This is a genomic window from Streptomyces sp. NRRL F-5123 (genome assembly GCF_000721495.1).
In the GTDB taxonomy this organism is placed as follows: domain Bacteria; phylum Actinomycetota; class Actinomycetes; order Streptomycetales; family Streptomycetaceae; genus Actinacidiphila.
Genome location: NZ_JOHY01000007.1, coordinates 229,112 through 251,866, shown reverse-complemented (window position 1 = coordinate 251,866; position 22,755 = coordinate 229,112). Strand labels below are relative to the sequence as shown.

Below are 22,755 nucleotides of genomic sequence, written 5' to 3'. Positions count from 1 at the left end.
GACCCGCAGGACCCAGCGGCCCCTGCGCACCCGCGGGACCAGCCGGGCCCGGGTCACCCTGCGGACCCGCCGGGCCAGCAGGACCAGCGGGCCCGGCGGCGCCGTCCGTGCCCGCCGCGCCGTCGGCGCCCGGCTCCCCTGTTGCGGAGGCGCCAGCCGGACCGGTCGGCCCCGGCGAGCCCGGCGGACCAGACGGGCCCACGGGCCCCGGCGGGCCAGACGGCCCGGTCGCGCCCTGCCGGCCGGAGTCGCCCGGCGTGCCCGGCGCACCGCGGCTTCCGGGCGGTCCGGCTACCGGCGAGGCGCCGAGCTGCTGCACCTGCTGCGCCAGGGCGTCGCGTGCGGCGTTGGCCTGGGTGAGGTTGTGCCCGAGCTGCTGCATTGTGATGACCACCCACGCCAGCAGCGCCAATCCCAGCACTACCGCAGCCGCGTACAGCGCGTCCGTACGACGGTCCCGCACCCGATCCGCTCCATGCCCGGTCACGACCCGGCTCCCTTCGTCTGGAGCCACACCGTCAGCAGCACGATCAACACCGGGGCGACCAGCGCGGTGAACACCAGCCTGCGGTCCGAAGCCCGCTGCGCCGCAGCCGCCTGCCGCTCGTCGTCACGCCGCCGCGCCTCCCGGCGGGCGGCCTCCTCCAACGTGGCGATACGGGCGGCCTGCTGCGCGGCCCGTTCGTCCTGCGCTTGCTGTTGCAACGCCAGCATCTGCGCATCCACCTTGCCGTCGAGCCGGGCCGCAAGTCCGCTGATGTCCTCCTTGAGGTCGGTGCGTACATCCTCCAGGCGGCGCATCAGCTCGCTCGTGGTCGGCTCGTCGGCCACAGGTCAGGCGCCCTTGACCGGAGGGGCGGCCGTGATGACGGGCCGGGACACGGGCGGCACCGGTGCGGTCACCTGCGTACGAGTCCACATTGCGACGATCGCGGCGGCGGCGGACATGACGACGGCCTGCCGGTCCGCGGACCAGTCCAGCCCGAAGCCGACCGCGGCGGCGATCCCGGCCTGGACGAAGTTCAGGACTGCGGCGCCGAGCCCGTCGTGGGTGGTGGCGGCGACGAGGATGCCGACCGCGGCCGCGGCGACGGTGTTGATGACGGCCTGCTGGTCGCCGGAGACGTTCACGCCGAACGCGGCGATGAGCTTGACCGTGACGGCGATGAGGGCGAGCCACAGGGCGGGCTCGCGGCCGAAGATCTTCATGGTGGTCCGTTTCTGCTGGTGCGGGTTGGGGGTCAGGACGCGGCGGGCGCCGGGGCGTCGCCGGTGTCGACGGTCACGTGCACGGTCGCGGTCGCGATGGCGTCCTGCACCGCGCTTACGATCCGGCCCACGTCCGCGCCGGTGCCGAGCTGCGCCGCGAGCGCGGTGATCGCCGCCGTCTGCGCCTGCTCCCGTGCGAGCAGCGTCTGCACGTAGCCCCACGTCTGCACGAGGTACGAGTACGCGTCGGGGATGTGACCCTTGCCCGCCTTGACGCTGGCCGCGTCCTTGTCGGCGTTGCGGTACGTCCACGGTGCAAGGGCGAGGCCTGCGATGGCCTTGTCCACGCGGGCGAGGGCTGCGGCCTGGTCGGGAGTCATGTCGTCCTCCGAAGGGGTCTTGCCGGGCATCCACTGCCCGAAGTCGGGGTGCATCGAGGTGTTCTTGTCGCAGCTCACGCCGCCGATCCGGACCGTGCTCGCGTACTGCCGGATGTGCGCCCGGGAGTCCCACCGGCCCTGCGACCAGGCGACCGTCTGCCACGCCCACGTGGCGAGCCGGTGGTCCAGGAGGTACGACACGACTCGGTACCCGCCGTACACCCCGGTCCGCGCGAGGCCGAGCACCGAGACGACGCCCTGGAAGTACGCGACGACCGCGGACGGCGAGGCGTCGAAATCGACGGCGAAGAAGATCGGCCTCAACGGCGGCATGCCGCATGCGGCCGCCTGCGCCGCGGCCGCCTTGGCGTCCGCGATCCCCGCGGCCCGGCCCGTGCTCGCGCGCTGCGCGGTCGTCTCCCACACCACCACCGCCCACACACCGTGCGCTGCAAGGTCGGCGGCCTCCGACTTGGTGAGGTTCTTCGACGGGTTGTGCGACAAATAGCGGGCGGCAAAGGCGATGCCAGCCGCCGCGAGTGCCGCACCGCCGGGACGGCCGGACGAGTAGTCCACGCCCTGAGATTCGGTCATCACACCACCTCGAAAATCGTGACGATCAGGCTGGTATTGGTGCCCTGAATCGTCTGGGATGCGGCGGGCGAACCCACCAGTTTGAAGGTGTGGGACCCCGCGCTCGCGAGGACGCCGGTGTACTGCTGCGGGATCGTGGACCGGTTGCCGGACGCCGACGCTGCGAAAGTGCCCAACGGCGCCACGAGCGTCCCGTCCACGTTCAGCCGGACCGTGAGCAGGGACGTGGTCGCGCCCGTCAACTGCACGTCCCACACGCACGTCACCGAGTAGGCGGCGCCCGCTGTCGCCGTGGTCAGCGTGATCGTCGCGCCAGGCACGTCGCCGTTGGTGGCGGCGCCAGCCAACGGTCCGGTACCCACCGCCGAGTACACCGCCGGTTTGAGCCGGTTGAGCATGTCCGCGGTGACCGTCTGGCCCGCCAGGATCGTCACGTGCGCCTCCTACAGGGCGAGGGTCATCGGGTGGGCCAGCCGCACGTCCGTGCCCGACGGCCACGTGCGGCTGATGCCGTTGCGGGCGCGGGTGACCTGCATGGTCTGCGGGCTGGTCTGGGTGCCGGCCACCGGCATGATGCGGATGCCCCACGCGAACCAGACGGCCGACGCAGGCGGCGTGCCCGCGTGACGGGCCCGCATCTGGCCCATGGACGCGGACGCTGGGGCGGTGAACGTCTGCGCGAGGAACTTCCACTGCCCAGCCGGGACGGCGGTCCCGACGCCGAGGCTGCTGCTGATGAACGCGCTGGCGGCCGTATACCAGTCGACGCACGGTCGTAGATCGCTATGGCCGCCGGGACTGTACGCCCACATGCACACGACGTAGGACGCGCCGGGCGTGATCGAGCCGACCGCGGTCCGGGCGGTCGAAATCGCGCCGCCGGACGCTGACACCCCGTCCGGGGTGATCTGCAGGACGGGCGCCGTGACGCCGTCGGGGCGTGGCATCGTCACCGCCGCCACGGTTGCCGTCGTAGCCTGCGCCGACCACCCGCTGATGCCTGAGTCCATCCACGCATTGGCATTGAGGACGCTCGTCCCGACCGCCTCGACACGCATTACCTCGCCGCCGCCGACCCGCACATCCCACGGGGCCTCAGCAGGGTCGGCCGTCCACAGTGGGCCCGAGGTCGTGGCCACACTCAGCGTCGTGCCCGACGCGGTGACCGATGAGGCCAACGTGCTGCCGCTGGTGTCCGCCTTGCCGAGCACCACGTCACCGACCACGCCCACCTGGTACGGGGCGTACGGCTGGCACGCGAGCGAGAGCCGCCACGCGACCTGCGCCAACGTCTCCGTGTAGCCCAGCACCAGCTGGTCAATCGCGTCGGGCGGGAGCTGGCCCAGCAGCGGCGGGGTGATCCGCATCCGCGACCCGGTGTCCAGGCGGCACACCTGCGGGATCAGCGAAGGGGCCTTCTCCAGCCAGACGTTGACCTGCGGGAACCTGTCTGCATCGACTGTGCCCACGTGCGCGCGCCACGCGGCGTGCGGGACGGTCTGACCGTCGGCGTACAGGTTGAGGGTGACGTTCTCGTCGTACCCGGACCCGATCCCGAGGGGCGGCTCCTGGACGGACAGGCGGCCATCGATCACCTGGTACCGGCCGCTGGAGCCGTTGGTGCGCGTCACCGTGCTGTCGTTGAGCCTGCCCTGGAGGTCACCGACCGGGGTGAGCGGCGCCATCAGCGGCTGCGGGGCCGCGACGTACGACAGGTCCAGCGCCGACGCCTGGTTGTAGAGGGTGGCGCGGCCGCGGGCGCGGATGCCGAGGCGTTCCCGGGTCTCGTAGAGCAAGCCCTCGTCCGCGCGGACCGCGTCGGTGATGACGTTGAGGAGGGTGTCGATGGGCTGCGGGCCCATCAGTTCGGTCTCGTTGCCGATGGCTGCGATCGACAGCGGCACCGCCTCGTCCAAGATCACTCCGAGGAGGCGGTCCGTCATGGTGTCGCCGTCGTATCCGTCCACTGCGAGGTAGGTGCTCGCGGTAGTGGACGGCGACCACACCGCGAGGTGGCCGACGCTGGGTACTCCGGCGTCGTCGGCTGCCCCGCCGTTGACGTCGATGGTGCGGATCGCCCCGAGGGTGACGCTGGCCTCCGACGTGTTGATCACGCGGGTGCCGTCCAGCCACACCTGGATGCTGATGGCGGTGCCGGACTGGGCGACGGTTACACGGACCTGATGCCACTTACCATCGTTGATGCCGATGTTGCTGTAGTACGGACCGCCGAAGTCGTCGAACGCCGTGTCTGCCCACTGCACGGACAGACCCCCGTCAGCCTGGGGCTGTGCGTCGATCTCCCACACGTTCGCGCGGGTCCCGAGCGCGGTCCAGCTGATGGCGGCAGCGAATCCGAGGGGGAGATCAGTGGGGAACTGGACGAGGCACTCCACGGTCCACGACGATGCGACGCCGCCACCGAGTGCGCCGTGCAGGGTCCCGCCGTTGGAGAAGTCCGGCAGCGCCAGGCTGCCGGCGGGCCCGACGGTGGCGCCGAAGCGGGGCGCGCCAGCCTTGACGCGCATCGGGGAGCCGTTGAGTAGCCCGGACGCGGCCTGAGTGGCTGTGGGGCCGTCCTCCATGGGCCAGTACGCCAGTGGCGTGTCGATCCGGCCGGAGGTGAGGGTCTGCCTCATGGGGCTGCGGAGAGTGTTCTTGGCCTGCCCGTATCGCTGGAGCAGGCCGGTGGCGGTGATCGGTGTGGTGACGTCCTGGCCGCCGGTCGTCCACTGCGGCGGCCACTCGGACACCTCGCCGGAGAACCGCAGGTATCGATTGGTGATCGCCCCGACAGGGGCAGTCCAGGTTCGCGGCGACGGGGCGGTGTCCACGAAGCTCGTGGTGCCAGCCGCCTGCGACTCGAACGACGGGTTCGCGACGACGGTGCCGCCGATGCCCGAGCGGACCTCTGCCGCGTAGATTTTGCGTGCGACGAAGTCCTCGTCGGTATCTACCCCGGGGGACCCCACCAGCAGATTCGCGGACCCGGAGAAGATCGCGGTGGTGCCCGTCCCGGTGACCGGGGAGCCGACCTGCGTCCACGTCCCGGCCAGGGTGTCCGCGGTGTAGAAAACGACGGTCCACCCCCCGGCCCCGTTGTTGACGTCGAGGGTGGCGCGCACCGCCCGGCGTGACCACGGCGGGAGGCGTAGCCGGTCCGACTCCGCGAAGAGAGTCGTGGACGAGGTGGGGCACCAGACCAGGATGATGCGCCCGTCGGGAGTGATGCCCAGGTACCAGGACTTGTCGCCGGCCGGGGCCCACTTCGCGACCAGGGCGATATCTACGGCCTGTGCGGCGTCTCCCCACACGGGGAGTTCGGCGCCGACGCGCACGTCCAGATCCCCTGTGACGTCGAGGACCGACGCGTCGGGTGTGGACGCGGCCTGGTACGCCCCGTACGGGGAGTCCAGCCACGGGGTGCCGTACGCGGCGCCGACCTGGAGCGGCGTGTTGAGCCCCAGGTACGGGTAGTGCGGGCTGAGGGGGTTGCGGGCGGAGTAGTTGCCGCTGTTGTTGTCGAGGGTCAGCGAGCACGAGCCGCGGTCGGCGAGCACCCCGCCGGAGGCGCTGATGCCCCGGGTGATGGTGATCGCGTCGGTGCCGCTTGAGCGGACGTCGCCGGATACGTCGACCCAGGTGCCGTTGATCTGGAGGCGGGCCCACACGTCCAGCTTCGTCTGGGGAAACGTCATCGGGTCCGACCTCCAAGGGCCTTCTGCACGTCTCCGCCGGCGACACGCTGGATGAGGTCCCGCTGCGGGACGAGGAGCTGCTCGGCGAGGACGCGGCCGTCGAGGGCGAACTGCACGAGGATCGGCTGCGCACTGCCGCCGCCCGCGCCGGACAGCATGTGCCGGGTCTCGTTGGCGGTGTGCACCCGGGACCCGGCGGCGAGGTCCACCAGTTCGGGGCCCTGCTCGCCCACCAGGGTCATCCGGGACCGGGGACCACCGGAGGCGGCGCCGACGACACCGCCGTGCGCGTACCGGCCGCCACCGGCAACAGGGACGCCGGCGCCGGACACGAGGCCGCGGTAGGTGATCGTGACGGTCTTGCCGTGGACCTTGTCGATGGCCCGCTGCGCCGCCGCGACCTTGTTCTGCAAGTCGATGACGTTGCCCCTCAGCGCGTACTCCTTGCCGGGCGGCGCGGCCTTGAGGTCGGCCTTGGCCTTGGCCAGCTTCGTCTGGAGGTCTGTGAGGTCGCCCTTGAGGAGCGCGGTCTTGTCGGGCGTCGCGAGGATCTGGTCAGCCAGGGCTTTGGCCTGCGTTTTGGTGAGGCCCATCTGCGTGGCGGTGCGGATCAGGGTGTCCCGCCCGCGGTCATAGATCCGCTGCACCTCGGCCCAGGACTTGCCGTTGTCCCGTGCGGCCGCGGCCGCAGCGTCCGTCTTTTCGGCGAGGTCGGCCAACGGCTTGTAGGCGTCACGGGACTTCTGCGAATTCAGGTCGAGCTGCCCGTTGACCATTTTCAGCGCGGTGTGGTGGCCCTTGATTGCGGCGGTCGCGTCGTCGATTGCCTGCTCGAAATCCGATTCGGCGTTGAGCCCTTCGCGGTTCGCATCGTTGAGCGCCTGAATGCTTTGCCTCAGTCCGTCCGCGCTCTGCTTCTGCGCGTCCAATTTCTGCTGCACGTCCTGCGCCTGCTGCCCGAACAGGCCCATGCTGTCTGCCGCCAAGTCCTGTTCGAACTTCGCGTCCGCCACCGCGCTCTTGTAGTCGTCGAGCTGGGCAGTGAGGTCCTTGGTCGGCTTGCCGTTCTTGGCCAGCTCGTCGCCCATTTTGGCGATCGCGGCCGCAGCGAGGTCGGCCTGCCCGTTCTGCACGAGCTGCGCCAGTGACTTGTCGACGGCGTCCAAGTCTTTCTCGGCTTCCTTTAGGGAATTCGACTTCCCCATTCCGAGAGTGAAAACCTTGTTCATCGTGTCATTGAATTTGTCCATCTTGGACCCGCCCCCGCTGAGGCGGTCAATGGCACTGTTCAGCCGGTCAAAATTCCCGCCGAAAGCAACCGCGGCCTCACCAGTGATTTTGCCTGTGCGGCCGAACTGCCCCATCGCGCTCGTCAACTTCTGGACGTCCGGCGCGGCCTTCCCGCTGCCCTGCAACGCCTTCATCGCGAGGACCACACCGGCCACCACGGCGACCGCCCCGGTCACCTTCGTGCCCGTGCTCAGCGTCGCCAGCGCCGCCCGCACACCCGCGAGACCACCACCGGCAGCGGTCGACGCCGCGCGCAGTGCGACCAGGCGGGTCGCGAGGGACTGCACGCCGCCCGCGACGGACGTGAGCCCTGCGCCCGCCAACTTCACCAACTTGAAGGCGGTGTAGAGCTGGAGCAGCCTGCCCAGCGCTTCGGGCGGGACAGCGTTGACGATCCGCGCCAGCGCGTCGACCACGGTCAGCATCGACGGCCCGGCCTGCGCCATGCCCTGGATGACGTGGGACACCGTCGTCGCGAGGTCCTGGAGCACCTGGCGGACGTGGGGGCCTTCGCTCCTCGCGTAGGCCATGAACTGCTGGATGGGCCCGTCCGCGCGCCCCTCCGAGAGGAGGCGGGAGAAGTGGACGGTCTCGTCCCCGGCCCTCTTCAAGACCTTGTTGGTGTAGGTGTCCAGCTTCGCCATCAGCGAGTCGAACCCCGGCGTCGACACCGCGCCCCCGGCGAGGGTCATCAGCCGGTCCAGCTGCGCACTGGCGTCCTGCGCCAGGGGCGACAGCTTCGGGAGGATCCCCTCGACCACCGCGAAACTCTTGATCACCGGCTGCATCGTGAAGTCCGCGAGGCTGTTGGACCACGCGGTGAAGGCGTCCTTCAACGTGCCGTACGCCGCCGCCGCCTTCAACGTCACCGCCGGGGCGCCCTTCAACGCCGTCAGCGCCTTCTGCTCCGCCTGGACCGCCTTCTCCGTGCGCACCCCACCCGCGATCTGCTGCTGCTGGAGCACGTCCAAGGACTTGGACAGGTCGCTGATCTGGCTGATCTGCGGAGCAACCGCAGCCCCGAACGCGATCATCGCAGCCCCCGCGGCCCCGGCGCCGGCTGCGATCGGCCCGAGCTGCGCCGCGACAGGCAGCAGGGCTGGGGCCAGCGAGACCAGCGCCCCGACGAGGTGGTCCGTCGCGCCGGACGCCCGGCTGCTGCTGGTGGTGACGGATCCGACGCTGCCGCTCAGGCTGGACAGGCTCGTGCCCGCGGTGGTGGCGGCGCCGTGCAGGTGGGTGAGGTCGGTGGTGAGGGTCTGGGTGTGGGTGCTGAGGGTGTGGACGCGGGTGCCTGCGGCGTCGGCACGGTCGCGGAGGGATCCGACGGCGGTGGCGGCGGACGACGCCCGGGTACGGAGCAGGGCCAGGGCGACCGCGGTCTCCGTCGCCTTGTCCCGCAGCCGCTCCAGCTTGTCGGCCGCACCCTCCGCCGCAACCCGCAGTGCCTCCAACGCGGTTGCCGCGACGGTGCTGCGGGTCGCGAGCGTGGCGGTGGACTGCCCGGCGTCACGCGCCTGGCTCTTCAGGTCCCTCAGCGCGCGGGCGGTGGCCGTGATGTCGCCGGCGCTGCTCGCGAGGTGCACGCGGATCTCGACCGGCCCGAGGCGCTCCAGGTCCCGGACGGCGTGGCGTACTTGATCGGCGCCGGTGTGGGTGTCGTTGTCGACGCGGGCCCGTACGCGGACGTCTCCGGCGGCGGCGCGGAGGTCGGTGAGGGACCGGGTGGTGCTGTCGGCGTCGCGGCCGACCGCCCGGAGGCTGAGGGCTGCGGTCCCGGCCCGGGTGGTGAGGGTCCGCAGCCCGTTCGCGGTGGACTCTGCGACGCCCTTGAGGGTGCGGAGTTGGGCGTTGACGGCGGTGAACCCGGCGGCCGACTGGTCACGGATCTGCACGTCGATGCTGACGTCATTCGACACCGGGATCACCTCCTTCAGGTGTACCGAGCTGCTCAAGCCGTAGGAGCCGGATCAGCTCGGCGGGCTCGGCGAGGATCTCGGACGGGGTTTTGTGCCAGCGGTCGCAGAGCGCGAGCACGAACTTCGCGCGCTCAAGCTCTGCTGGGATTACGTGAGGGGTTCCATCGGAATTGAGACCGCCGGGGACGGCTCGCCACCGGGCGAGCTCGGCGGCAAAGGGCCGGAGGGCACGCCGTTCAGCGCGTCCAGCCACCGGTTGACGATGAGCTGATTGAGGGAACGGTCCTGCTTGCGGACGTTCTCCAGCGTCGGCGCCAGCGGCTTGCCGTCCGGGCCGTCCAGGTTCCAGGACTCCAGCTGCCCGGCGAAGCTGGTGACGAGCGCCTCGTGCGTGGTCTCGTTGGGCATGGAGATCAGCTCGTCCGTCGTCATGTCGCGGACGGTGATCTCCAGTCCCTCGTGCTCGGTGCCAGTGAAGTCCAGGTCGTACAGCTTCTTCGGCGGGGTGTAGCCCATCGCGACTCCTCGAATGGGTGGTGGGTGGGTGGTGGTCGCTCAGGACCAGGTCGGCACGGTGCCGTCGCAGAGCACGCCCGGCACGCTCCACGTGAACTCGCCGGAGTCCGCGCGGGTCAGCGGGTAGTCCGTGAACAGGCACTCGTTGGTGAGGGTCTGGCCGCTGACGGTCAGCGTCAGCGTCCGCGCCACCGAGGTGGATGAGATGGTCTTGAACACGTCGTGCGCCTGACCGGTCGCGTCGTTGAAGACGCCGTTCAGCGTGACGCTGAAGTCCGCCAGCAGAAGCAGCCGCTCCATCGCCGACTTGTCCAGACCCGTGGTGTCCTGCGTCGCCCGCGGCGTCGCGAACTGCAAGTTGGTGCAGTCATTGACGATCGCCTTCGCTGTGCCCGACGCATCGTCGACCGAGCACACGCTCCAGCCGAGCCCGCTCTCCTTGGCCATGGTGGTCAGCCCCTTTCTCTGTCGTCTGCTACGTGCTGGAGGTGCTCGCCGCAGTCCTCGACCCAGTCGGCCGGGCGGGTGTGCACCCGGGACGGTGCGCCGCGGTCGAGGCGGTGGTCGCCCCCGCGGACGAGGTACGTCTCGGGGGTGGTGTGGTGGTCGGCGAAGCACCGCTGGTACGCGTCGAACCGGAACACGGTGAGGCCGGCCGCGGTCGTTAGCTCCTTGAAGGTGCGGCGGCTGGCCGTGCGGATGTACGCGGCCTGCTGCCGGCCGAGGTCGGTGCGCTCGTCGATGGTCGACTCCCACCCGCGCAGGTACGCCGGGCAGCCGACCTGCTCGCACGCCGCGACCACACGGACGTCCCGTTGACGGCGGATCGCGTACGTCTTGAACGCCTGCGGGGGAAGCTGGGATTCGATGCGGAACATCAGAAGTCCACCGCCACAGGGTTCCGGTTCGCCATGACGGCGAACACGGCCTGCGTGAATGTGCCGCTGGTGGTAACCCTGAGGTACCGCTTGACGGTCTGGCCGGCCGCGGTCTGGATCCGCTGCGCCCCGGCCGCGGTCGCCGCGGTGAACGCGCCGCCGGTGACGTCTGCCCAGGCGTCGCCGACGCCGTTGTCGCTGGACTCCTGGAGCTTCGCGGTCACCGATGTCCCGGTCAGCGAGAGGACCTGGAGGTACGCCTGGAGGCCGTGCGTGGTCGCCCCGGTGCCCATGTCGACGCCGGTCCCGGACGTGCCGGTGGTGTCCGTGCGGGGGCCGGGGGTGAGCTGCTGCCCCCATTCCAGCCCGTATCCGTTGGCCTGCGCGCTGAGGGAGAAGGTGAAGCTGCCGTCGTCGCCGCGGGTGCCGTCGTAGCCGATCTGCTTCGCGACGAGGCACGCGGCGGGTCGGCCGAGGGTGACGGTGTGGAGGTACATGCAGTGCACGTCGGTGCGGGGCAGCTTGGACAGCACGCTGTGCGCGTCGTCCGCGCCGATGCCCGGGTTGAAGAAGGCCGTCCAGCTGAGCGCCCCGTCACGCACGAGGCCGAGGCGCTCGAACGCCAGCTTGTCGATGCCCGTGACGGCCTGCGTGCCTTGCGGGCTCGACAGCGTCGGGCTGTTGGTGTCGCCGCTCAGGTTGTGGCCGCTGACGAGGAGGCGGTCGCCGAGGCCGCTCTGCTTGCTCATGGCGTCTGCTCCCAGAGGTCGTCCGCGATCAGCGGGAGGGTGATGGTCATGACCCGGTACGTGGTCTCGCCGACGGTCAGGTAGCCGGGGCGGGCGCGGAGCGGCTCGCCGCGGGCGCCGAAAACATCGACCTGGCGGACGGTGCCGTCGAGGGTGAAGTCGCCGATGTACGCCGCGAAGAGCTGATCCGTCGCGCCGACCACCGCGGGGTCGATCGCGTCCATCGGCTCCTGCACCGCGGTGGTGTAGATCCGCACCGACAGCTCGACCCGCGCGGACGTCTGCCCGAGGCCGGACGTGCGGACGGGCGTGACGTCGCTGACCCACACGCCGCAGGTCAGGCCGCCGGACGCCGGGGGGTTGAGCGGCTCGTGGCCGTTCACGTCTTGGAAGAGGCCAAGGGTCCCGGCGTGGGAGATGGCCTTGTCCAGCAGGGTGCTGATGTCGAGTCCCATGGGTCACCTCATCTCCGGCAGGTAGCGGACCTGGAGCAGCTGCTGCGCGGTGTCGGGCGCCTCACGCGCGAGCTGGGTCTTCACGCGCCGCCAGTGGCCGTACCCGGCGAACCTCGTCACCGGGGAGTTGCGGGAGCCGACGCCCTCCAGCCACGGCCCGTACACCACCCCGCCGTCGGACACCCGGTCGGTGTCCGGCGTGACCCGCTCGGTGCGGATCTGCGACTCGTAGTAGCCCGTGGGGTGCCGCAACACGCGGCCGAGCTCGGCGAGGACCATGTCCTCCGCGCGCGCCGCGAGGGTGTCGCGGGCATCGTCCACGTACCGCGCGACGGCGGCCTGGGCGCGCCCGTCGAACAGCGGGCCCGTCGCAGTCACGCGGATCTCGTCAGCCACGTCACACCGCCCTCGTCCTGGCCATGCGCCCGTGAGCGGTCAGGCACTGCTGCCGGATGTCGTCGACCGTCGGCTGGAGCGGACGCTGCTCCCCACTGCCCGAGGAGGACGAGCGGGACGTCCGCGCGTACCCCGCCAGCTCCTGCGACAGCGTCATCACGGCCTCCGCGATCGTCAGCGTCCGCACCAGCGCCGGAGGCTCCCACGCCACCAGAGGGGCACCGTCCGCGATGCTGGCCGCCGTGGTGCCCAGGGCACCGCGGACCACCGTCAGGGTGCGGGGCGCATACACGTGGGTGCCTGCGGTGTGCGCGGCGAGCGGCGTGCCGTCCCACTGCCGGCGCACGACGACGGTGTCCCCCGCGATGTCGTCGACGCGGACGCGCTCCCCGTCGAAGAGCAGCACCTCGTCCTCATGCACCAGGCTGGCATCGGCAAGCTGGAGGGTGACGGCGTTCGCCTGAGCCGTGACGTCCGCTGCCAGGGTTGCGCCGGTGTCAGCCATGCTGCGGCCGGTGACGAGGAGTCGTTCGCCACCGGCACGCAGCACGCTGCCGACGCCCACCAGGGAAGCGTCGGACACCGTGAGGGTCGTGGCCGCCTCATCCACGGCCCCCACGGCAGTCCCGGCCGGCCGCTCGACGTTCTTGTAGCCCCACAGCCCAGTGACGGTGATGGCGTTCTGCTGGGTGTCCCCGGTAGAAAAGGCGCTGCTGGACGACAGATCGATCTCCAGGGACCGGTACGGGGGGCCGCTGCGGTTCGGCTGGAGGATCACCGTGTCGGTGGGGATGGTGACGCCGCCGGACACCACGCCGTGCAGTTCAACGAGCTCGGAGTTGTCGAGCCACAGGCGCCAGGAGCGGGCGTACTGGCCGTTCGGCCAGTCCCAGGAGCGGGCGTCGAGCACTGGGTAGAAGCGGCGGTGGCACAGGCGGTCCACCGACCTGGATCCGGCGGCGATGGCGCGGTCGATCCGGGCGTCAGCGCGCGCGGTCACCTTGTAGTCGAGGGCGTCCTTGACGTCCTCGCGGGTCGCGTACCACGGCTCCATGTAGTCGATCACCTGTGTCACCTCCTCTCCTCGTACGGTTGGGGTTGGTCAGTCCTGCTCAGAGCCGGTCGCCGACGTGCCGCCCGCCGGGCCGCCACCCGTCGAAGGCGCAGAAGAGCCCTCCATCCGGCCCTTCTTGGAGCGGCTCCCCATCGTTCGGGCAGGCTTGGACGGGGCGGTCTCGCTCGTCGGCTGCGAGGGCTGCGGCTTCTCGGAGGATGTCTCCGAGCTGTTCGAAGCTGATGGCTCCTCCTCGTCGCCCCACGTGGCGGTGACCCCGGCGATGGACGGGCCACCGTGAACGGTGATCTTCGGCATGGGCTCTCCCTCCTCGATGTGTCCGGTTGCGCCGCACTGGGCGCACCGCGGCGCGCCGACGGCGTACGCCGCCGTGCACGCGGTGCACACCCACAGCGCCATGTCAGGCCGCCGTCACGGTCGCGCCGTCGTCCAGCGGGATGTACGTCAGCGACCACTTCACCGACCCGGTGGTCGAGGCCGTGGTCTTCAGCCCGAGGTTCCCCACCGGCAGCACCACCGCGTGCGCGGGGAGCCCGGTGCGGGCCGACGTCGGGGCGTTCGACCCGGCGCCGTCCGCGGAGAACAGCGACGTCGCGTCGCCGCTGATGCCGTACAGCGTGCCGACCTCGTCGGAAGTGATCACGGTCGCGGCGCACACGTCGCCGACGGTGCCGGTGGTCGGGGTGTGGACGAGGTTCGCGGAGGTGGCGGTCGACCCGATGACGGTGGTGACCTCGCCGACGATGCTGGTGAGGAGGACCCGGCCGCCGGCCACGGTGAAGAGGGTGCCGGTCGCGGTCTGCGGGAGCGTCGCGGTGGCCCGGTCGACCTTCGTGCCAAGGAGGATCGTGCGGAGCTGGCCGCCCTGGATGAGCACGGACATGGTCAGGCCCCCCGGATGGCGAGGTTGTCCGCCTTGCGCTGGGTGGTCAGGTCGTGGAACACGGCGGTGACCAGGCCCGAGCCGCCCGCGGACACCTTGACGTAGGACTTCCCGTCGGGGAGGGAGTCGCCGCTGACGTAGAACGCGACAGTGCCGCTGCTGATGGTCACGGCGTTCGACGCGGCCTGCGTGGAGGTGACCCATGCGGCGGTGCCGTTGGTGGACGTGTTGGTGATCTTCCGGGTGATGGTGTTGCCCGGCGACGCGTACGACCCGCCGAAGCTGTCGGAGCAGGTCAGGGTGAACGTGTCGTTGCCGGTGCAGACGAACGTCACGCCGAGGCAGTCGCGCAGCGAGAACGCCGCGCCCGCCGCGATCGGGGCGACGTCGAAGCTCCGCCCGAGTCCTTCCATTGCAGCCATCAGGGTGCCTTCCTTGCGGGGGGTGAGTGCCGTGTCGGAGCGGCCCGGGCGGGGGTGTCAGTGCCCGCCCGGGCTGGCGGGTCAGCGGGTGGCGATCTTCACGAACGGCGAGAGGGTGTTGGAGCCCTTCCGCGGGGTGATCGCCGTTTTGATCCAGGGGGTGCCGTCGACCCGCTCGATCACGCGGACCGCGGTCTTGTCGTTGCCGAACTTGTACTCGGTGGACGTCTGGGCCTGCATGGCCTGCCGGTCACCGATGAGGTAGTAGCCGAAGTCGACGAAGTTGATGTCGCCCGCGGTACCGACCGAGGAGACCTTCTCGGTGAAGATGACCGGCCGGCCGAGGATCGTCATCGGCGGGGCGCCGGCGCCGTCAGCGGCCGGGGTGCCGATCCACACCGCGGAGCCACCGGTGCCGACGGACAGGGCCATGGTGGCCAGCTCCGGGAAGGTGTCGATGTGCGCCACCCACACCGCCCGCGCGATGCTGGAGGGGAGCATGCGGGAGTACGCCTTGACGATGTTCTCCCACACGATCGACCCTGCCGCCTGGCCGGACTCCTTCGCGACGGACACGGCGGCCGGGGCGTTGAGGTAGCCCAGCGGCTGACCGACGCCGTTGCCGTCGGTGAACGCGACGTCCTCGAACCAGGCGAGCGCCTCGGGGTAGGACTCGTTCATGAACTGCTGGAGGCTGATGATGCTGTCGGAGAACAGCTCGTTGGGGATCTCGCTGTACAGGGTCAGCTTCTTCGCCGCCAGCTCGATCCGTCCGAACGTCGGGCTGCTGTCGGTGAGGGAGCCGCCCTCCTCGGTCCAGTAGCCGACGACACCGCCATACACCGAGCTGGCGTTGCTGGTGGAGTCGAGCATCGGGTACGGGACCGTCAGCGACTCCATCGGGACGACGCGGGCGCGGGAGCGGACGACGGCCATCTCCAGGGCGACGCGCAGCAGCTCGGAGCGGAGGATCTCGGGAATGAGGAACCCGCCGTCGCTGGGGACGGTGCTGCCGAACGCGTTCTGGATCTTCGCGATGTCGGACTGGGCGCTGAGCGCGTCCGCGCCGCGAGCACCGGCCCAGGTCGCCGCGAAGTAGTCGGACCAGGTGCCCCACCGCTCGTCGAGGCCGGCACCGGGAGCCTTCGCGTTGTAGTGCTTCGACCGGGCGACGGGCTTCCCCGCCGGGTCCAGGTTGAGCCGGTTGATGGACTGGAGGAGCTTGTCGTTGCGGAGGATGTCCGCGAACTGGCGCTGGGTCTCGTCGCGGATCTGGTCGGCGATCGCAGGGTCGTCCTTGGCCTGGGCCTTGGCGTAGTTGACGATGAACTCCGTCAGAGACTCGGGGGACTTCGCGATCTCCTTAAGCGTCGCGGTGTCACCGATGGCCTCGGCGAGTTCGTCCTGGTTCCGCGGGACGGCGAGAGTGGGCATGGTGTCTCCTCCTTCAGGCGTCCGTCGCGGACGACGCTGGGGTCTGGGTGAGGTGTTCGAGGGCCTGCCCCCAGGGGGCGGGCGTGGTGAGGTGGGCCAGGGATGCGGCCCAGTCGTCAGGCTGCTCGTCGGCCAGCTCGTCCAGGTCGGTGGTGGCCGGGGGGTCGAGGGGCGCGGTGTCGAGGTGCGCCTGCGCCAGTTCGCGGAGCGCGGCAACCTCGGTCTCGGTGAGGGCGTCGGCGACGGAGATCACCAGGGCGGGCGCGGGTGCCTCGGCGGCGGGCTCCGGTCGGGCCGGGGGCGGGCCGGGCTTCGGCCGCTCCGGCTCGGCGGGCCCGCGGTACCCGTACGCCGCAGGGTCGAACCGGGCGCGCATCTGCGCTGGCTCGTCCTCCGCAGGTGCCTGCTTCGCCGACATCACCTCATCGACCAGGCCCGCCTTGAGTGCGTCCTCGGGGAGGTACCACGTCTCGTTCCGCATCACGGCCCGCCACTCGTCGCGGGTACCGCCAGCCTTCGCGGCGTAGACGTCAGCGATGTTGTTGGAGATCAGGTCGAGGACTTCGGCCATCTTCTGCATCTCAGCCGCGTCACCAAGGCACATGCCCGAGGCGTCGTGCACCATCAAGGTCGCGTTCGGGGCGGCTACCACGCGGTCCCCTGCCATGGCAATGACGGACGCGATGGACGCGGCCAGAGAGTCGATCTGCACGGTGGTCTGTGCGGGGTGGGAGCGCAGCGCGTTAGCGATCGCAATCCCGTCGAAGACCGAACCGCCGGGGCTCGAAATCCTGACCTTGATCTTCGGTGCGGTGATGGCGCCGAGTTCCGCGACGAACTCGTCGGCGGTGACGCCGAGCCACCCACCAATCTCGTCGTACAGCAGGATCTCCGCCTCGTCCTCCGACGCCGCGTTCTTGATCGAGTACCAGGCGCGCGTCTCCTGCGCCTTGGCCTGCGCCGGGCGTCGCGGCTGGAAATCGGGGACCTCAATCCATGGCATCGACTGTCATCCCCTTCCGGGCCTGCTTCCTCTGGTGGGTCCGTTCGGCGTGGCAGTTGGCGCACACCACCTCGCACTTGGCGATCTCGGAGAGGAGCCGGTCGTAGCTCGCGCACGTCACCCCGGCGCTGACGTTGAAGTCCTTGGTGATTGCGTCGAGGTGGTCGAACTCCATGACGTAGTACGGGTAATGGACACCGCAGTCGGCACACGGCCGGTCCTTGGCCTCCCGCACTGCGTTCCGGTTCTTGGTGAGGGTCCGGTGCTTGATGGCCCGGACCGCGGCGGGGTCGCTCTCGCGCCTGCGCCGGGACGCTTCGGCGTTCGCACGTCGGTACGTCTCCAGCGCCTCGGCGGAGAGCGTGCTCCGACGCTCGTTGGACTTCTGCGTCTGGGCGGCAGTGCACGCGGGGCAAGGGGTCTCGCCCTCGTCCCGGTGTGCCTGGTAGCCAGTGGCCGTTCCCGTCCGGCCGTCGGGGGACCCGGCCGTTGGCCGGGCGCAGGCGGCGCCGGGGATGAGCACGGCGTCCTTGCAGGGCTTGCACGGGTACTGCCCGGCGGCCAGGTGCGCGGCATGGCCTTCCGCGGTCCCCTGCGCCCCGCCGGAGCAGGCTCGGCTCTCTGCTCGCTTGCGTTTCGCCGCCGCGTTGGACGAGGCGTCCCAGCGTGCCCGCGCCTCCGGGCTGGCCTTCTGCTTCTGCTCGGCGCACTTCGCGGTCCACGCCGTGCGGCACGGGCCGCACGCTGCCTCGCTGTGGGCGCGGTGTGCGGTGTACCCGGCGGTCGTCCCGGTGCGTCCGGCGGGGTACTTCTTCGTCGGGCGCGCGCAGGCAGGGGTAGCCTGATCCATGTCGATCTCCTCAGAAGGTCGGCCATGCCCCGGGGGTGTTACCAGCACCCGCCGGGGTCCAGTGTTCGTACGGCTCATTGTACCGTTTCCGCAGGTCAACTGCCTTGCGGAGGGGCCGGGTTGGGGTGCGCAGAGGACGCTCACGAGTCCTCCTTGCCGCGCTTGACGACCTTGCAGCGGCACTCGTTGCCGTACTGGGCGCCGATGCAGTGGATGTAGCCGGACCCGCCGGGGTAGTCCGCGTAGGCGTCGGCCCGGTTCTTGTAGAGCGCGCCGTCGTTGTCGGCGCAGGGCTGGCACACGTCGTCGTCGTGTTCGGACACGGCGATCCAGCGGAGGGCGTCGTCGACGTCGGGGACGTCCGAGCCGCCGGTGATCCCTGCGACGGCGCGCTGCCACGCGGCCTGCGCCGGTGTCGTCGCGGGCGTGCCCGGCTCGGCGGGCAGTTGGAAGCCGAGCATGGGCAGGATCAGCGGCGCCAGCGACGGGGCACCGGTCACGAGACGGATCAGCAGCTCCCGGTCCGGGTCACTGCCGGGCTGCCCGAACTCCATCTCCGGCAGGCCCACCGCGGCGAGGGCGTCGGGCCCGTACACGCCGGCGGCGATGAGGGACTGCACCGCCTCGGCCTTGGAGGTGAGCCGTGCGGCTTCGGCGTCTGCGTCCTCGGGGACAGGGGAGACGTAGTCCCACTCCAGGTCGCGCGCGCTGGGCCCGTACATGGGCAGGAGCCGGGTGTTGAGGGCGGCCTTGGTGCGTTCCAGTCGGGGCACGAGGAGCCAGCGGGCGAAGACGACCTCGGCGGCGTCCGCGTTGGCCCTGTTGACGTCGTCAACGGCGCCGAGGAGGGGCTTGGGGAAGCCGAACGCGCCGCGGATTTTCTCGTCGCTCACCTGGGACAGCTCGGCGAACTGCATGTCGCGGTTGGTGTACTTGCGGTCGACCCACTGGATGCCGTTCTCCAGGATCGCAACCCGGTGGGCCGCTGCGACGCCGCGGTGCTGCTCGTTCCAGCGCGCGCGTAGCTCGTCGAACTCGTCGTCGTCGAGGCGCTTCTCGACCTGGAGGACCCCGCCCGGCTCGGCCGAGCTCACGAAGAAGTTCCGGTTCCACTCCCTGCTGTACCGGGAGGCGTCGAGGTCGACGAGGACGGTCTGCACGGGGCCGAGCCCGCGGTACGGGTCCAGCGGGTTGGGGCGCAGCATGGAGATCACGTCGTCCAGACCGAGCGGGACAACCTCGCCTCCGGGCCCGCGGTACTCGTACCCCGAGAGGAACTCCGTCGCCGAGGGGATGGGCTCGATGCGGTCGGGGCGGACGGGCCACAGCTCCAACGGCAGGGACGACGCGGCGTGGCGGGAGATGACCCACCGCTGCTCCCCCGTCAGTTCCTCGTGCTGCTGGGCTGCCTCCCTGAACGCGGGCCCGGTCATGAACGGGTTCGGGGCGTGCCACAGGTCGAGGGCTGCGTGCGCGGTGACCTCGGTGCGGTCGTTCTTCAGCCCGGACCGGGCCTTGCGGTAGAGGCGCCACTCGACCTGCGAGTACGACGTGCACGTGCGGTCGACGATCGCGAAGAGGGTGCCGTTGGTGCCCTGGGCGCGCATCTGCGCTTCCATGCCCGCGGGCCGGCCGAGGATCCCGCCGAGACGGCCGCCGCGGGTGGAGGCGTAGGGGACTGGGGGGTTGGCGGCAGCGTTACGGAGTACGGCGCGGAGGGGGTCCAGCAGTGTCTTGCCCACTGGGCCCCCTCTCGCTGTACGCCACCGTCTGGGCCGTCACCCAGAGCGCCCCGCCCACGACGAGCCCAACGCCGAGTCCGAAGATAATCCCGAATCCCACTGCCATGAGTGTAAATCCTCCTGTCAAGTTGGCTAGTGGCAGGAAATTCTTCGGTGCGCGGGGTGTGGGGATCCTCATGACGACTCCTCGAAAGTTGGGTGCGGCGAGCGCGCCGCGGACTACAGGCGGCGGATCCGCGGCCGGCCGCCGAGATCCCGCTCAGCCACCACGTACCGCATCGCGTCCATACCGTGATCATTCAGCTTCAACGGGGCGTCCTTCGCGGGCTTCTCGCCCGCCTGCTGCGCAGCCGTGCCCCGGTCCCAGACGTACCCGGTGATCTCGTCCTCCGTCGAGCACGGCTTCTTCGCCGCGTCCAGCTCCGGGTCCCGCGCCACCAGCGCGCCGCGCATGATGAACAGCCGCGGCCGACCGTCGCCCGCGGGCTTCAGCCGCGCCTGCACGGCCTGGATCCCGTCCGACACGCCCTTGTGCGCCGCGGTGGTGGACAGCTTCAGGTGCCGCTCCAACGTCGCCCGGTCCTCCGCGTCGTGGTCGGTGATGACCGCGCGCGGCCGCGGCTCGGTCCACTCGGTCACGCAGGCCTCGCAGGTGAAGCAGTTGTGCGAGCTGGTCTTGTTGGCCCGGCAGTGGCTCACGCAGCGCTGCACCGTACGGAGCACGGCGCGGGCGTGGTCTTCCACGAGGGTCTTGGTGCGGTACATCTCCCGGTAGAGGAACAGCCGGCCGTCCGGGTCCTCGGCCCAGAACTGGATCACGGTCGGGTTGACGTAGCCGAGGTCGACGGACCACCAGCGGGTCCAGTCCTTCGGTACCTCGAACGGGTCGACGAGGTGCACGGCCGGGTCCCACGCCTCGTAGACGAGGCCTTCGGCGGCCACCCATTTGCCGAAGCGCATGCGGTCCTTGCGGGCGCCGGTGAGGCTGTCGAGGCGTTCGAGGTAGGCGCGCCCGTACTCGGTCCATTCGCCGTCGTGGTAGAGGCGGGGGTTGTCCTCGTGGCGGGAGTACAGCATCTGGCAGCGCCCGGCGTTGGCGCGCTGCTTGAGGTGGTGGGTGGGGGGCCCGGGGTTCGTCGCCATGATCAACTGCTGGTAGGAGAGTCGCCCGTTCCGCAGCCGGGTGACGATCGTGTCGAGGTCTTCGGCGGTCGTCTCGATCGCCTCGTCGACGAAGCACAGGTCGTACTCGGTGGACAGTAGCCGGGTGGCGCGGTCGAGTCCGCCGACGACGATCGCGGACCCGTTGCTGTACCGGAACGCGGCGGGCTCTTGCGCGGACCCGCCGTAGAACTTTACGACCTGGGCGGCGATCGCTTCGGCGGCGACCTTCTGCCGGAACGTCACCAGCGTGGACGCGGTGAGGGAGGCGTGGGTCTTGCGGACGATCAGGGCCCGCACCTTGGGGGTGTGGAGGCAGGCGAGGTGGACCTTCATGAGCGCGCCGACGCTCTTGCCCGTGCCGGCCGCGCCGGACATGAGGATCTCGTTGGCCTTCGACCGGAACATGTCCAGGGCTGCGCCGCGGGGCTCGTAGCGGACGACGGTCGCGGTCACTTGAGGTCTTCCGGGTCGATGCCGATGAGCTGGTAGGTGACGTCGCCGGAGTGCTGGACCTGCGCGGGCGCGTCGAGGCCGTCGAGCTTCCGCAGGGACTCGGAGAGGGCGCGGAGGCGGTCGGCGGCGGCGAGGAGCGGGGCGTCGTCGATGATCGTGTTGCCCTGGTCGTCCTTGACGACGCGGCCGTGGGAGACGGTGATGTGCTCCGTCTCCAGGATGTCGAGAACGACCTCAACGGCGTACTCCAGGCGGGTGCGGTGTGCGGCGCGGGCCTGCTCAACGGTGGCGGCGGTGGCTTCCCGGGTGGCGCGTAGGCCGCGTTGGATGTGCCGGTGGGCGTTGCCTTTGCTGCCGAGCCCCATGGTGTCGCTGATCTCTTGCATGGTCCAGCCGTCGATGGCCCAGCGGGCGGCGGCCCAGGCGCAGCGGGCGTCTGTGGCGGGGTTGGGCATGTAGCGGCCATTGCCAGGGTTGCGGCGGGGGTCGGCTGCTGGTGGGGGTGGGGGGATGCCTTCGGCTTCCCAGTCGCGGGCGCCGGGTTCAGTGGTCACCGGGTGCCTCCTTCCGCCGCCGCGAGCGCAGCCGAGCCGAACGGCGGGTGCTCGCGAGCGAACTGGAGACCGTCCGGCAGTTGCTCGCGCGGCACGAGGCCCGTGGTGTAGCCGCAGTCGCAGAAGGCCACCCCAAGGCCGGTGAGTCGCCGTTCCGTCCAGGTGCGCCCGTCCGTGTCCGGCGCGCCGGGGCGGGCTTCGTTCTGGATGAGGATTCGCGGCTGGTGGTTGAGAGTCCAAGGGGCGTCGTCGTTGGTCATGATGCTGCTCCCTCCTCCCTGGTTGTTGATCGTCGCATGGGGTTATGCCTGTCGGCTATGACTGCTGGTCAGGGGTGGTGTTCCACCAGCGGGCGCCGGTGGCGTCTTGGTGTACGGGCCCGTCGTGGTGGCCGCGGAGGACGCACGGGCCCATCGGCTGCCCGAACCCGGTGTCGAGGGACGCGTCGCATGTGCTGGCCGCGCGCAGCTCGTCGATGCGGTGGTCGCGTTGTTCGAGGGCGGGGCCGATGATGCGCCACGCCGCTTCGGCGAGGGCGGGTGCTGCGCTGGGCCGTCCTGCGGTGTGTTGGCGGAGGGCACGTTCGAGGGTGCGGCGGAGGATGCGGCGCTGCTCGGCGGGGTCGGCGGGGGTGGGCATGTGGTGCTCCTTGCTGGGGTGGGCGCCCCGGGATGGCGGGGCGCCCGGGGGTGGGTCAGTCCTCGGTGCGTTCGGGCCAGTGCCAGGTGCCGCCCTCGTGGGAGGTCTCGCTGTGCGCGACGTCCCTGTCGGGGAAGATCGTGTCAGGGAGGAACACCTGCACGCTGATGCGCTGGTCGCGGGTCTCGGTCACGATTGCTGCGCGGCAGACGGGGGTGCCGGTGGCGGTGCTGACGTAGTGGACGATGCGGCCCACGGTGGGCTTGGGCATGGTCAGTTCTCCTTCGTGGTGTCGCGGTGGGGTTCGGCGCCGTTGGTGTCGTCGGTCCACTGGCCGAGGACGGTGTGCTGGTGCGGGCCGGGGTGTCCGGCTTCTCCGTGGCAGGTGATGGGGGTGTCGGGCTGGTTGCCGACGCCGATGATGCTGGCGTTGCAGGGGGTGGTGGGCATGG

The 22,755-nt window shown here is 70.6% G+C and carries 26 protein-coding genes; all 26 read right to left on the bottom strand.

The annotated features are described in order from the left end of the window. Positions 1-483: 483 nt before the first annotated feature. The 26 genes from IH54_RS0109585 to IH54_RS45405 all read right to left on the bottom strand — a co-directional run bounded on the left by IH54_RS0109585 (position 484) and on the right by IH54_RS45405 (position 22,753). Positions 484-831, bottom strand: coding sequence for a hypothetical protein (locus IH54_RS0109585; protein ID WP_031514870.1), 348 nt, complete (start codon positions 829-831; stop codon positions 484-486). Between the two features lie 3 nt (positions 832-834). Continuing rightward, on the bottom strand, positions 835-1,209 hold the full coding sequence (locus tag IH54_RS39525; protein WP_052397244.1) for a hypothetical protein: 375 nt from the start codon (positions 1,207-1,209) through the stop codon (positions 835-837). 32 nt (positions 1,210-1,241) lie between these two features. After that, complete coding sequence (locus IH54_RS44370; protein WP_052397243.1) at positions 1,242-2,183, bottom strand: glycoside hydrolase domain-containing protein; 942 nt, start codon at positions 2,181-2,183, stop codon at positions 1,242-1,244. Beyond that, positions 2,183-2,617, bottom strand: coding sequence for a hypothetical protein (locus IH54_RS0109570; protein ID WP_031514866.1), 435 nt, complete (start codon positions 2,615-2,617; stop codon positions 2,183-2,185). The genes IH54_RS44370 and IH54_RS0109570 overlap by 1 nt, the downstream gene beginning before the upstream one ends. 9 nt (positions 2,618-2,626) lie before the next feature. Continuing rightward, complete coding sequence (locus tag IH54_RS0109565) at positions 2,627-5,881, bottom strand: hypothetical protein (RefSeq protein WP_031514864.1); 3,255 nt, start codon at positions 5,879-5,881, stop codon at positions 2,627-2,629. Beyond that, positions 5,878-9,090: a hypothetical protein gene (locus tag IH54_RS0109560; RefSeq protein ID WP_159011748.1), complete on the bottom strand. Its 3,213-nt coding sequence runs from the start codon at positions 9,088-9,090 to the stop codon at positions 5,878-5,880. Before IH54_RS0109560 ends, IH54_RS0109565 begins: the two co-directional genes overlap by 4 nt. Before the next feature lie 147 nt (positions 9,091-9,237). Further along, the gene (locus tag IH54_RS0109555; protein WP_031514860.1) at positions 9,238-9,606 is read right to left on the bottom strand and encodes a hypothetical protein; all 369 of its coding nucleotides are present in this window, start codon (positions 9,604-9,606) and stop codon (positions 9,238-9,240) included. Between the two features lie 39 nt (positions 9,607-9,645). Further along, the gene (locus IH54_RS46665; RefSeq protein ID WP_234343427.1) at positions 9,646-10,053 is read right to left on the bottom strand and encodes a hypothetical protein; all 408 of its coding nucleotides are present in this window, start codon (positions 10,051-10,053) and stop codon (positions 9,646-9,648) included. A 5-nt stretch (positions 10,054-10,058) separates the two neighbouring features. Further along, positions 10,059-10,484, bottom strand: a complete 426-nt coding sequence (locus tag IH54_RS45415) for a hypothetical protein (RefSeq protein WP_031514857.1) — start codon at positions 10,482-10,484, stop codon at positions 10,059-10,061. Then, on the bottom strand, positions 10,484-11,233 hold the full coding sequence (locus IH54_RS0109540; RefSeq protein WP_031514856.1) for a hypothetical protein: 750 nt from the start codon (positions 11,231-11,233) through the stop codon (positions 10,484-10,486). The genes IH54_RS45415 and IH54_RS0109540 overlap by 1 nt, the downstream gene beginning before the upstream one ends. Beyond that, positions 11,230-11,688, bottom strand: a complete 459-nt coding sequence (locus IH54_RS0109535; protein WP_031514855.1) for a hypothetical protein — start codon at positions 11,686-11,688, stop codon at positions 11,230-11,232. The genes IH54_RS0109540 and IH54_RS0109535 overlap by 4 nt, the downstream gene beginning before the upstream one ends. Positions 11,689-11,691: 3 nt before the next feature. Next, positions 11,692-12,084 (bottom strand): hypothetical protein, encoded by a 393-nt coding sequence (locus IH54_RS0109530; protein WP_031514853.1) that lies wholly within the window; start codon positions 12,082-12,084, stop codon positions 11,692-11,694. A 1-nt stretch (position 12,085) separates the two neighbouring features. Further along, entirely contained in the window at positions 12,086-13,159 is a 1,074-nt protein-coding gene (locus tag IH54_RS0109525) for a hypothetical protein (RefSeq protein WP_159011746.1), read from the bottom strand. 27 nt (positions 13,160-13,186) lie between these two features. Then, entirely contained in the window at positions 13,187-13,456 is a 270-nt protein-coding gene (locus tag IH54_RS0109520; RefSeq protein ID WP_159011744.1) for a hypothetical protein, read from the bottom strand. Between the two features lie 103 nt (positions 13,457-13,559). Further along, positions 13,560-14,042 carry a hypothetical protein gene (locus IH54_RS0109515; RefSeq protein WP_031514846.1) on the bottom strand — a complete coding sequence of 161 codons (483 nt, stop codon included), beginning with the start codon at positions 14,040-14,042 and terminating at the stop codon, positions 13,560-13,562. A gap of 2 nt (positions 14,043-14,044) precedes the next feature. Beyond that, complete coding sequence (locus IH54_RS0109510; RefSeq protein ID WP_159011742.1) at positions 14,045-14,464, bottom strand: hypothetical protein; 420 nt, start codon at positions 14,462-14,464, stop codon at positions 14,045-14,047. A gap of 81 nt (positions 14,465-14,545) precedes the next feature. After that, positions 14,546-15,898 carry a phage major capsid protein gene (locus tag IH54_RS0109505; RefSeq protein WP_052397241.1) on the bottom strand — a complete coding sequence of 451 codons (1,353 nt, stop codon included), beginning with the start codon at positions 15,896-15,898 and terminating at the stop codon, positions 14,546-14,548. 13 nt (positions 15,899-15,911) lie between these two features. Beyond that, positions 15,912-16,901: a head maturation protease, ClpP-related gene (locus IH54_RS41470; RefSeq protein WP_052397240.1), complete on the bottom strand. Its 990-nt coding sequence runs from the start codon at positions 16,899-16,901 to the stop codon at positions 15,912-15,914. Further along, positions 16,888-17,751 (bottom strand): hypothetical protein, encoded by an 864-nt coding sequence (locus tag IH54_RS45410; RefSeq protein ID WP_159011740.1) that lies wholly within the window; start codon positions 17,749-17,751, stop codon positions 16,888-16,890. Before IH54_RS45410 ends, IH54_RS41470 begins: the two co-directional genes overlap by 14 nt. Positions 17,752-17,891: 140 nt before the next feature. Beyond that, positions 17,892-19,493 (bottom strand): phage portal protein, encoded by a 1,602-nt coding sequence (locus IH54_RS0109485; protein ID WP_031514834.1) that lies wholly within the window; start codon positions 19,491-19,493, stop codon positions 17,892-17,894. Between the two features lie 219 nt (positions 19,494-19,712). Next, a complete protein-coding gene (locus IH54_RS0109480) occupies positions 19,713-21,110 on the bottom strand; it encodes a phage terminase large subunit (protein WP_043180291.1) in 1,398 nt (465 codons plus the stop codon). Further along, positions 21,107-21,664, bottom strand: a complete 558-nt coding sequence (locus IH54_RS0109475; protein WP_159011738.1) for a hypothetical protein — start codon at positions 21,662-21,664, stop codon at positions 21,107-21,109. Before IH54_RS0109475 ends, IH54_RS0109480 begins: the two co-directional genes overlap by 4 nt. After that, positions 21,661-21,924, bottom strand: coding sequence for a hypothetical protein (locus IH54_RS0109470; RefSeq protein WP_031514829.1), 264 nt, complete (start codon positions 21,922-21,924; stop codon positions 21,661-21,663). Before IH54_RS0109470 ends, IH54_RS0109475 begins: the two co-directional genes overlap by 4 nt. Before the next feature lie 55 nt (positions 21,925-21,979). Continuing rightward, a complete protein-coding gene (locus IH54_RS0109465) occupies positions 21,980-22,303 on the bottom strand; it encodes a hypothetical protein (RefSeq protein WP_031514826.1) in 324 nt (107 codons plus the stop codon). 55 nt (positions 22,304-22,358) lie between these two features. Next, positions 22,359-22,574 (bottom strand): hypothetical protein, encoded by a 216-nt coding sequence (locus IH54_RS0109460; protein ID WP_031514824.1) that lies wholly within the window; start codon positions 22,572-22,574, stop codon positions 22,359-22,361. Between the two features lie 2 nt (positions 22,575-22,576). Beyond that, complete coding sequence (locus IH54_RS45405) at positions 22,577-22,753, bottom strand: hypothetical protein (protein ID WP_159011736.1); 177 nt, start codon at positions 22,751-22,753, stop codon at positions 22,577-22,579. Positions 22,754-22,755: the final 2 nt, after the last annotated feature.

What these genes read in the sequence shown, in the direction of transcription:
- IH54_RS39525 (WP_052397244.1), bottom strand. Translation starts at nt 1,209, where the DNA reads ATGAAGATCTTCGGCCGCGAGCCCGCCCTGTGGCTCGCCCTCATCGCC.
- IH54_RS44370 (WP_052397243.1), bottom strand. Translation starts at nt 2,183, where the DNA reads ATGACCGAATCTCAGGGCGTGGACTACTCGTCCGGCCGTCCCGGCGGT.
- IH54_RS0109565 (WP_031514864.1), bottom strand. Translation starts at nt 5,881, where the DNA reads ATGACGTTTCCCCAGACGAAGCTGGACGTGTGGGCCCGCCTCCAGATC.
- IH54_RS0109555 (WP_031514860.1), bottom strand. Translation starts at nt 9,606, where the DNA reads ATGGGCTACACCCCGCCGAAGAAGCTGTACGACCTGGACTTCACTGGC.
- IH54_RS46665 (WP_234343427.1), bottom strand. Translation starts at nt 10,053, where the DNA reads ATGGCCAAGGAGAGCGGGCTCGGCTGGAGCGTGTGCTCGGTCGACGAT.
- IH54_RS45415 (WP_031514857.1), bottom strand. Translation starts at nt 10,484, where the DNA reads ATGTTCCGCATCGAATCCCAGCTTCCCCCGCAGGCGTTCAAGACGTAC.
- IH54_RS0109540 (WP_031514856.1), bottom strand. Translation starts at nt 11,233, where the DNA reads ATGAGCAAGCAGAGCGGCCTCGGCGACCGCCTCCTCGTCAGCGGCCAC.
- IH54_RS0109535 (WP_031514855.1), bottom strand. Translation starts at nt 11,688, where the DNA reads ATGGGACTCGACATCAGCACCCTGCTGGACAAGGCCATCTCCCACGCC.
- IH54_RS0109520 (WP_159011744.1), bottom strand. Translation starts at nt 13,456, where the DNA reads ATGCCGAAGATCACCGTTCACGGTGGCCCGTCCATCGCCGGGGTCACC.
- IH54_RS0109515 (WP_031514846.1), bottom strand. Translation starts at nt 14,042, where the DNA reads ATGTCCGTGCTCATCCAGGGCGGCCAGCTCCGCACGATCCTCCTTGGC.
- IH54_RS0109510 (WP_159011742.1), bottom strand. Translation starts at nt 14,464, where the DNA reads ATGGCTGCAATGGAAGGACTCGGGCGGAGCTTCGACGTCGCCCCGATC.
- IH54_RS0109505 (WP_052397241.1), bottom strand. Translation starts at nt 15,898, where the DNA reads ATGCCCACTCTCGCCGTCCCGCGGAACCAGGACGAACTCGCCGAGGCC.
- IH54_RS41470 (WP_052397240.1), bottom strand. Translation starts at nt 16,901, where the DNA reads ATGCCATGGATTGAGGTCCCCGATTTCCAGCCGCGACGCCCGGCGCAG.
- IH54_RS45410 (WP_159011740.1), bottom strand. Translation starts at nt 17,751, where the DNA reads ATGGATCAGGCTACCCCTGCCTGCGCGCGCCCGACGAAGAAGTACCCC.
- IH54_RS0109470 (WP_031514829.1), bottom strand. Translation starts at nt 21,924, where the DNA reads ATGACCAACGACGACGCCCCTTGGACTCTCAACCACCAGCCGCGAATC.
- IH54_RS0109465 (WP_031514826.1), bottom strand. Translation starts at nt 22,303, where the DNA reads ATGCCCACCCCCGCCGACCCCGCCGAGCAGCGCCGCATCCTCCGCCGC.
- IH54_RS0109460 (WP_031514824.1), bottom strand. Translation starts at nt 22,574, where the DNA reads ATGCCCAAGCCCACCGTGGGCCGCATCGTCCACTACGTCAGCACCGCC.
- IH54_RS45405 (WP_159011736.1), bottom strand. Translation starts at nt 22,753, where the DNA reads ATGCCCACCACCCCCTGCAACGCCAGCATCATCGGCGTCGGCAACCAG.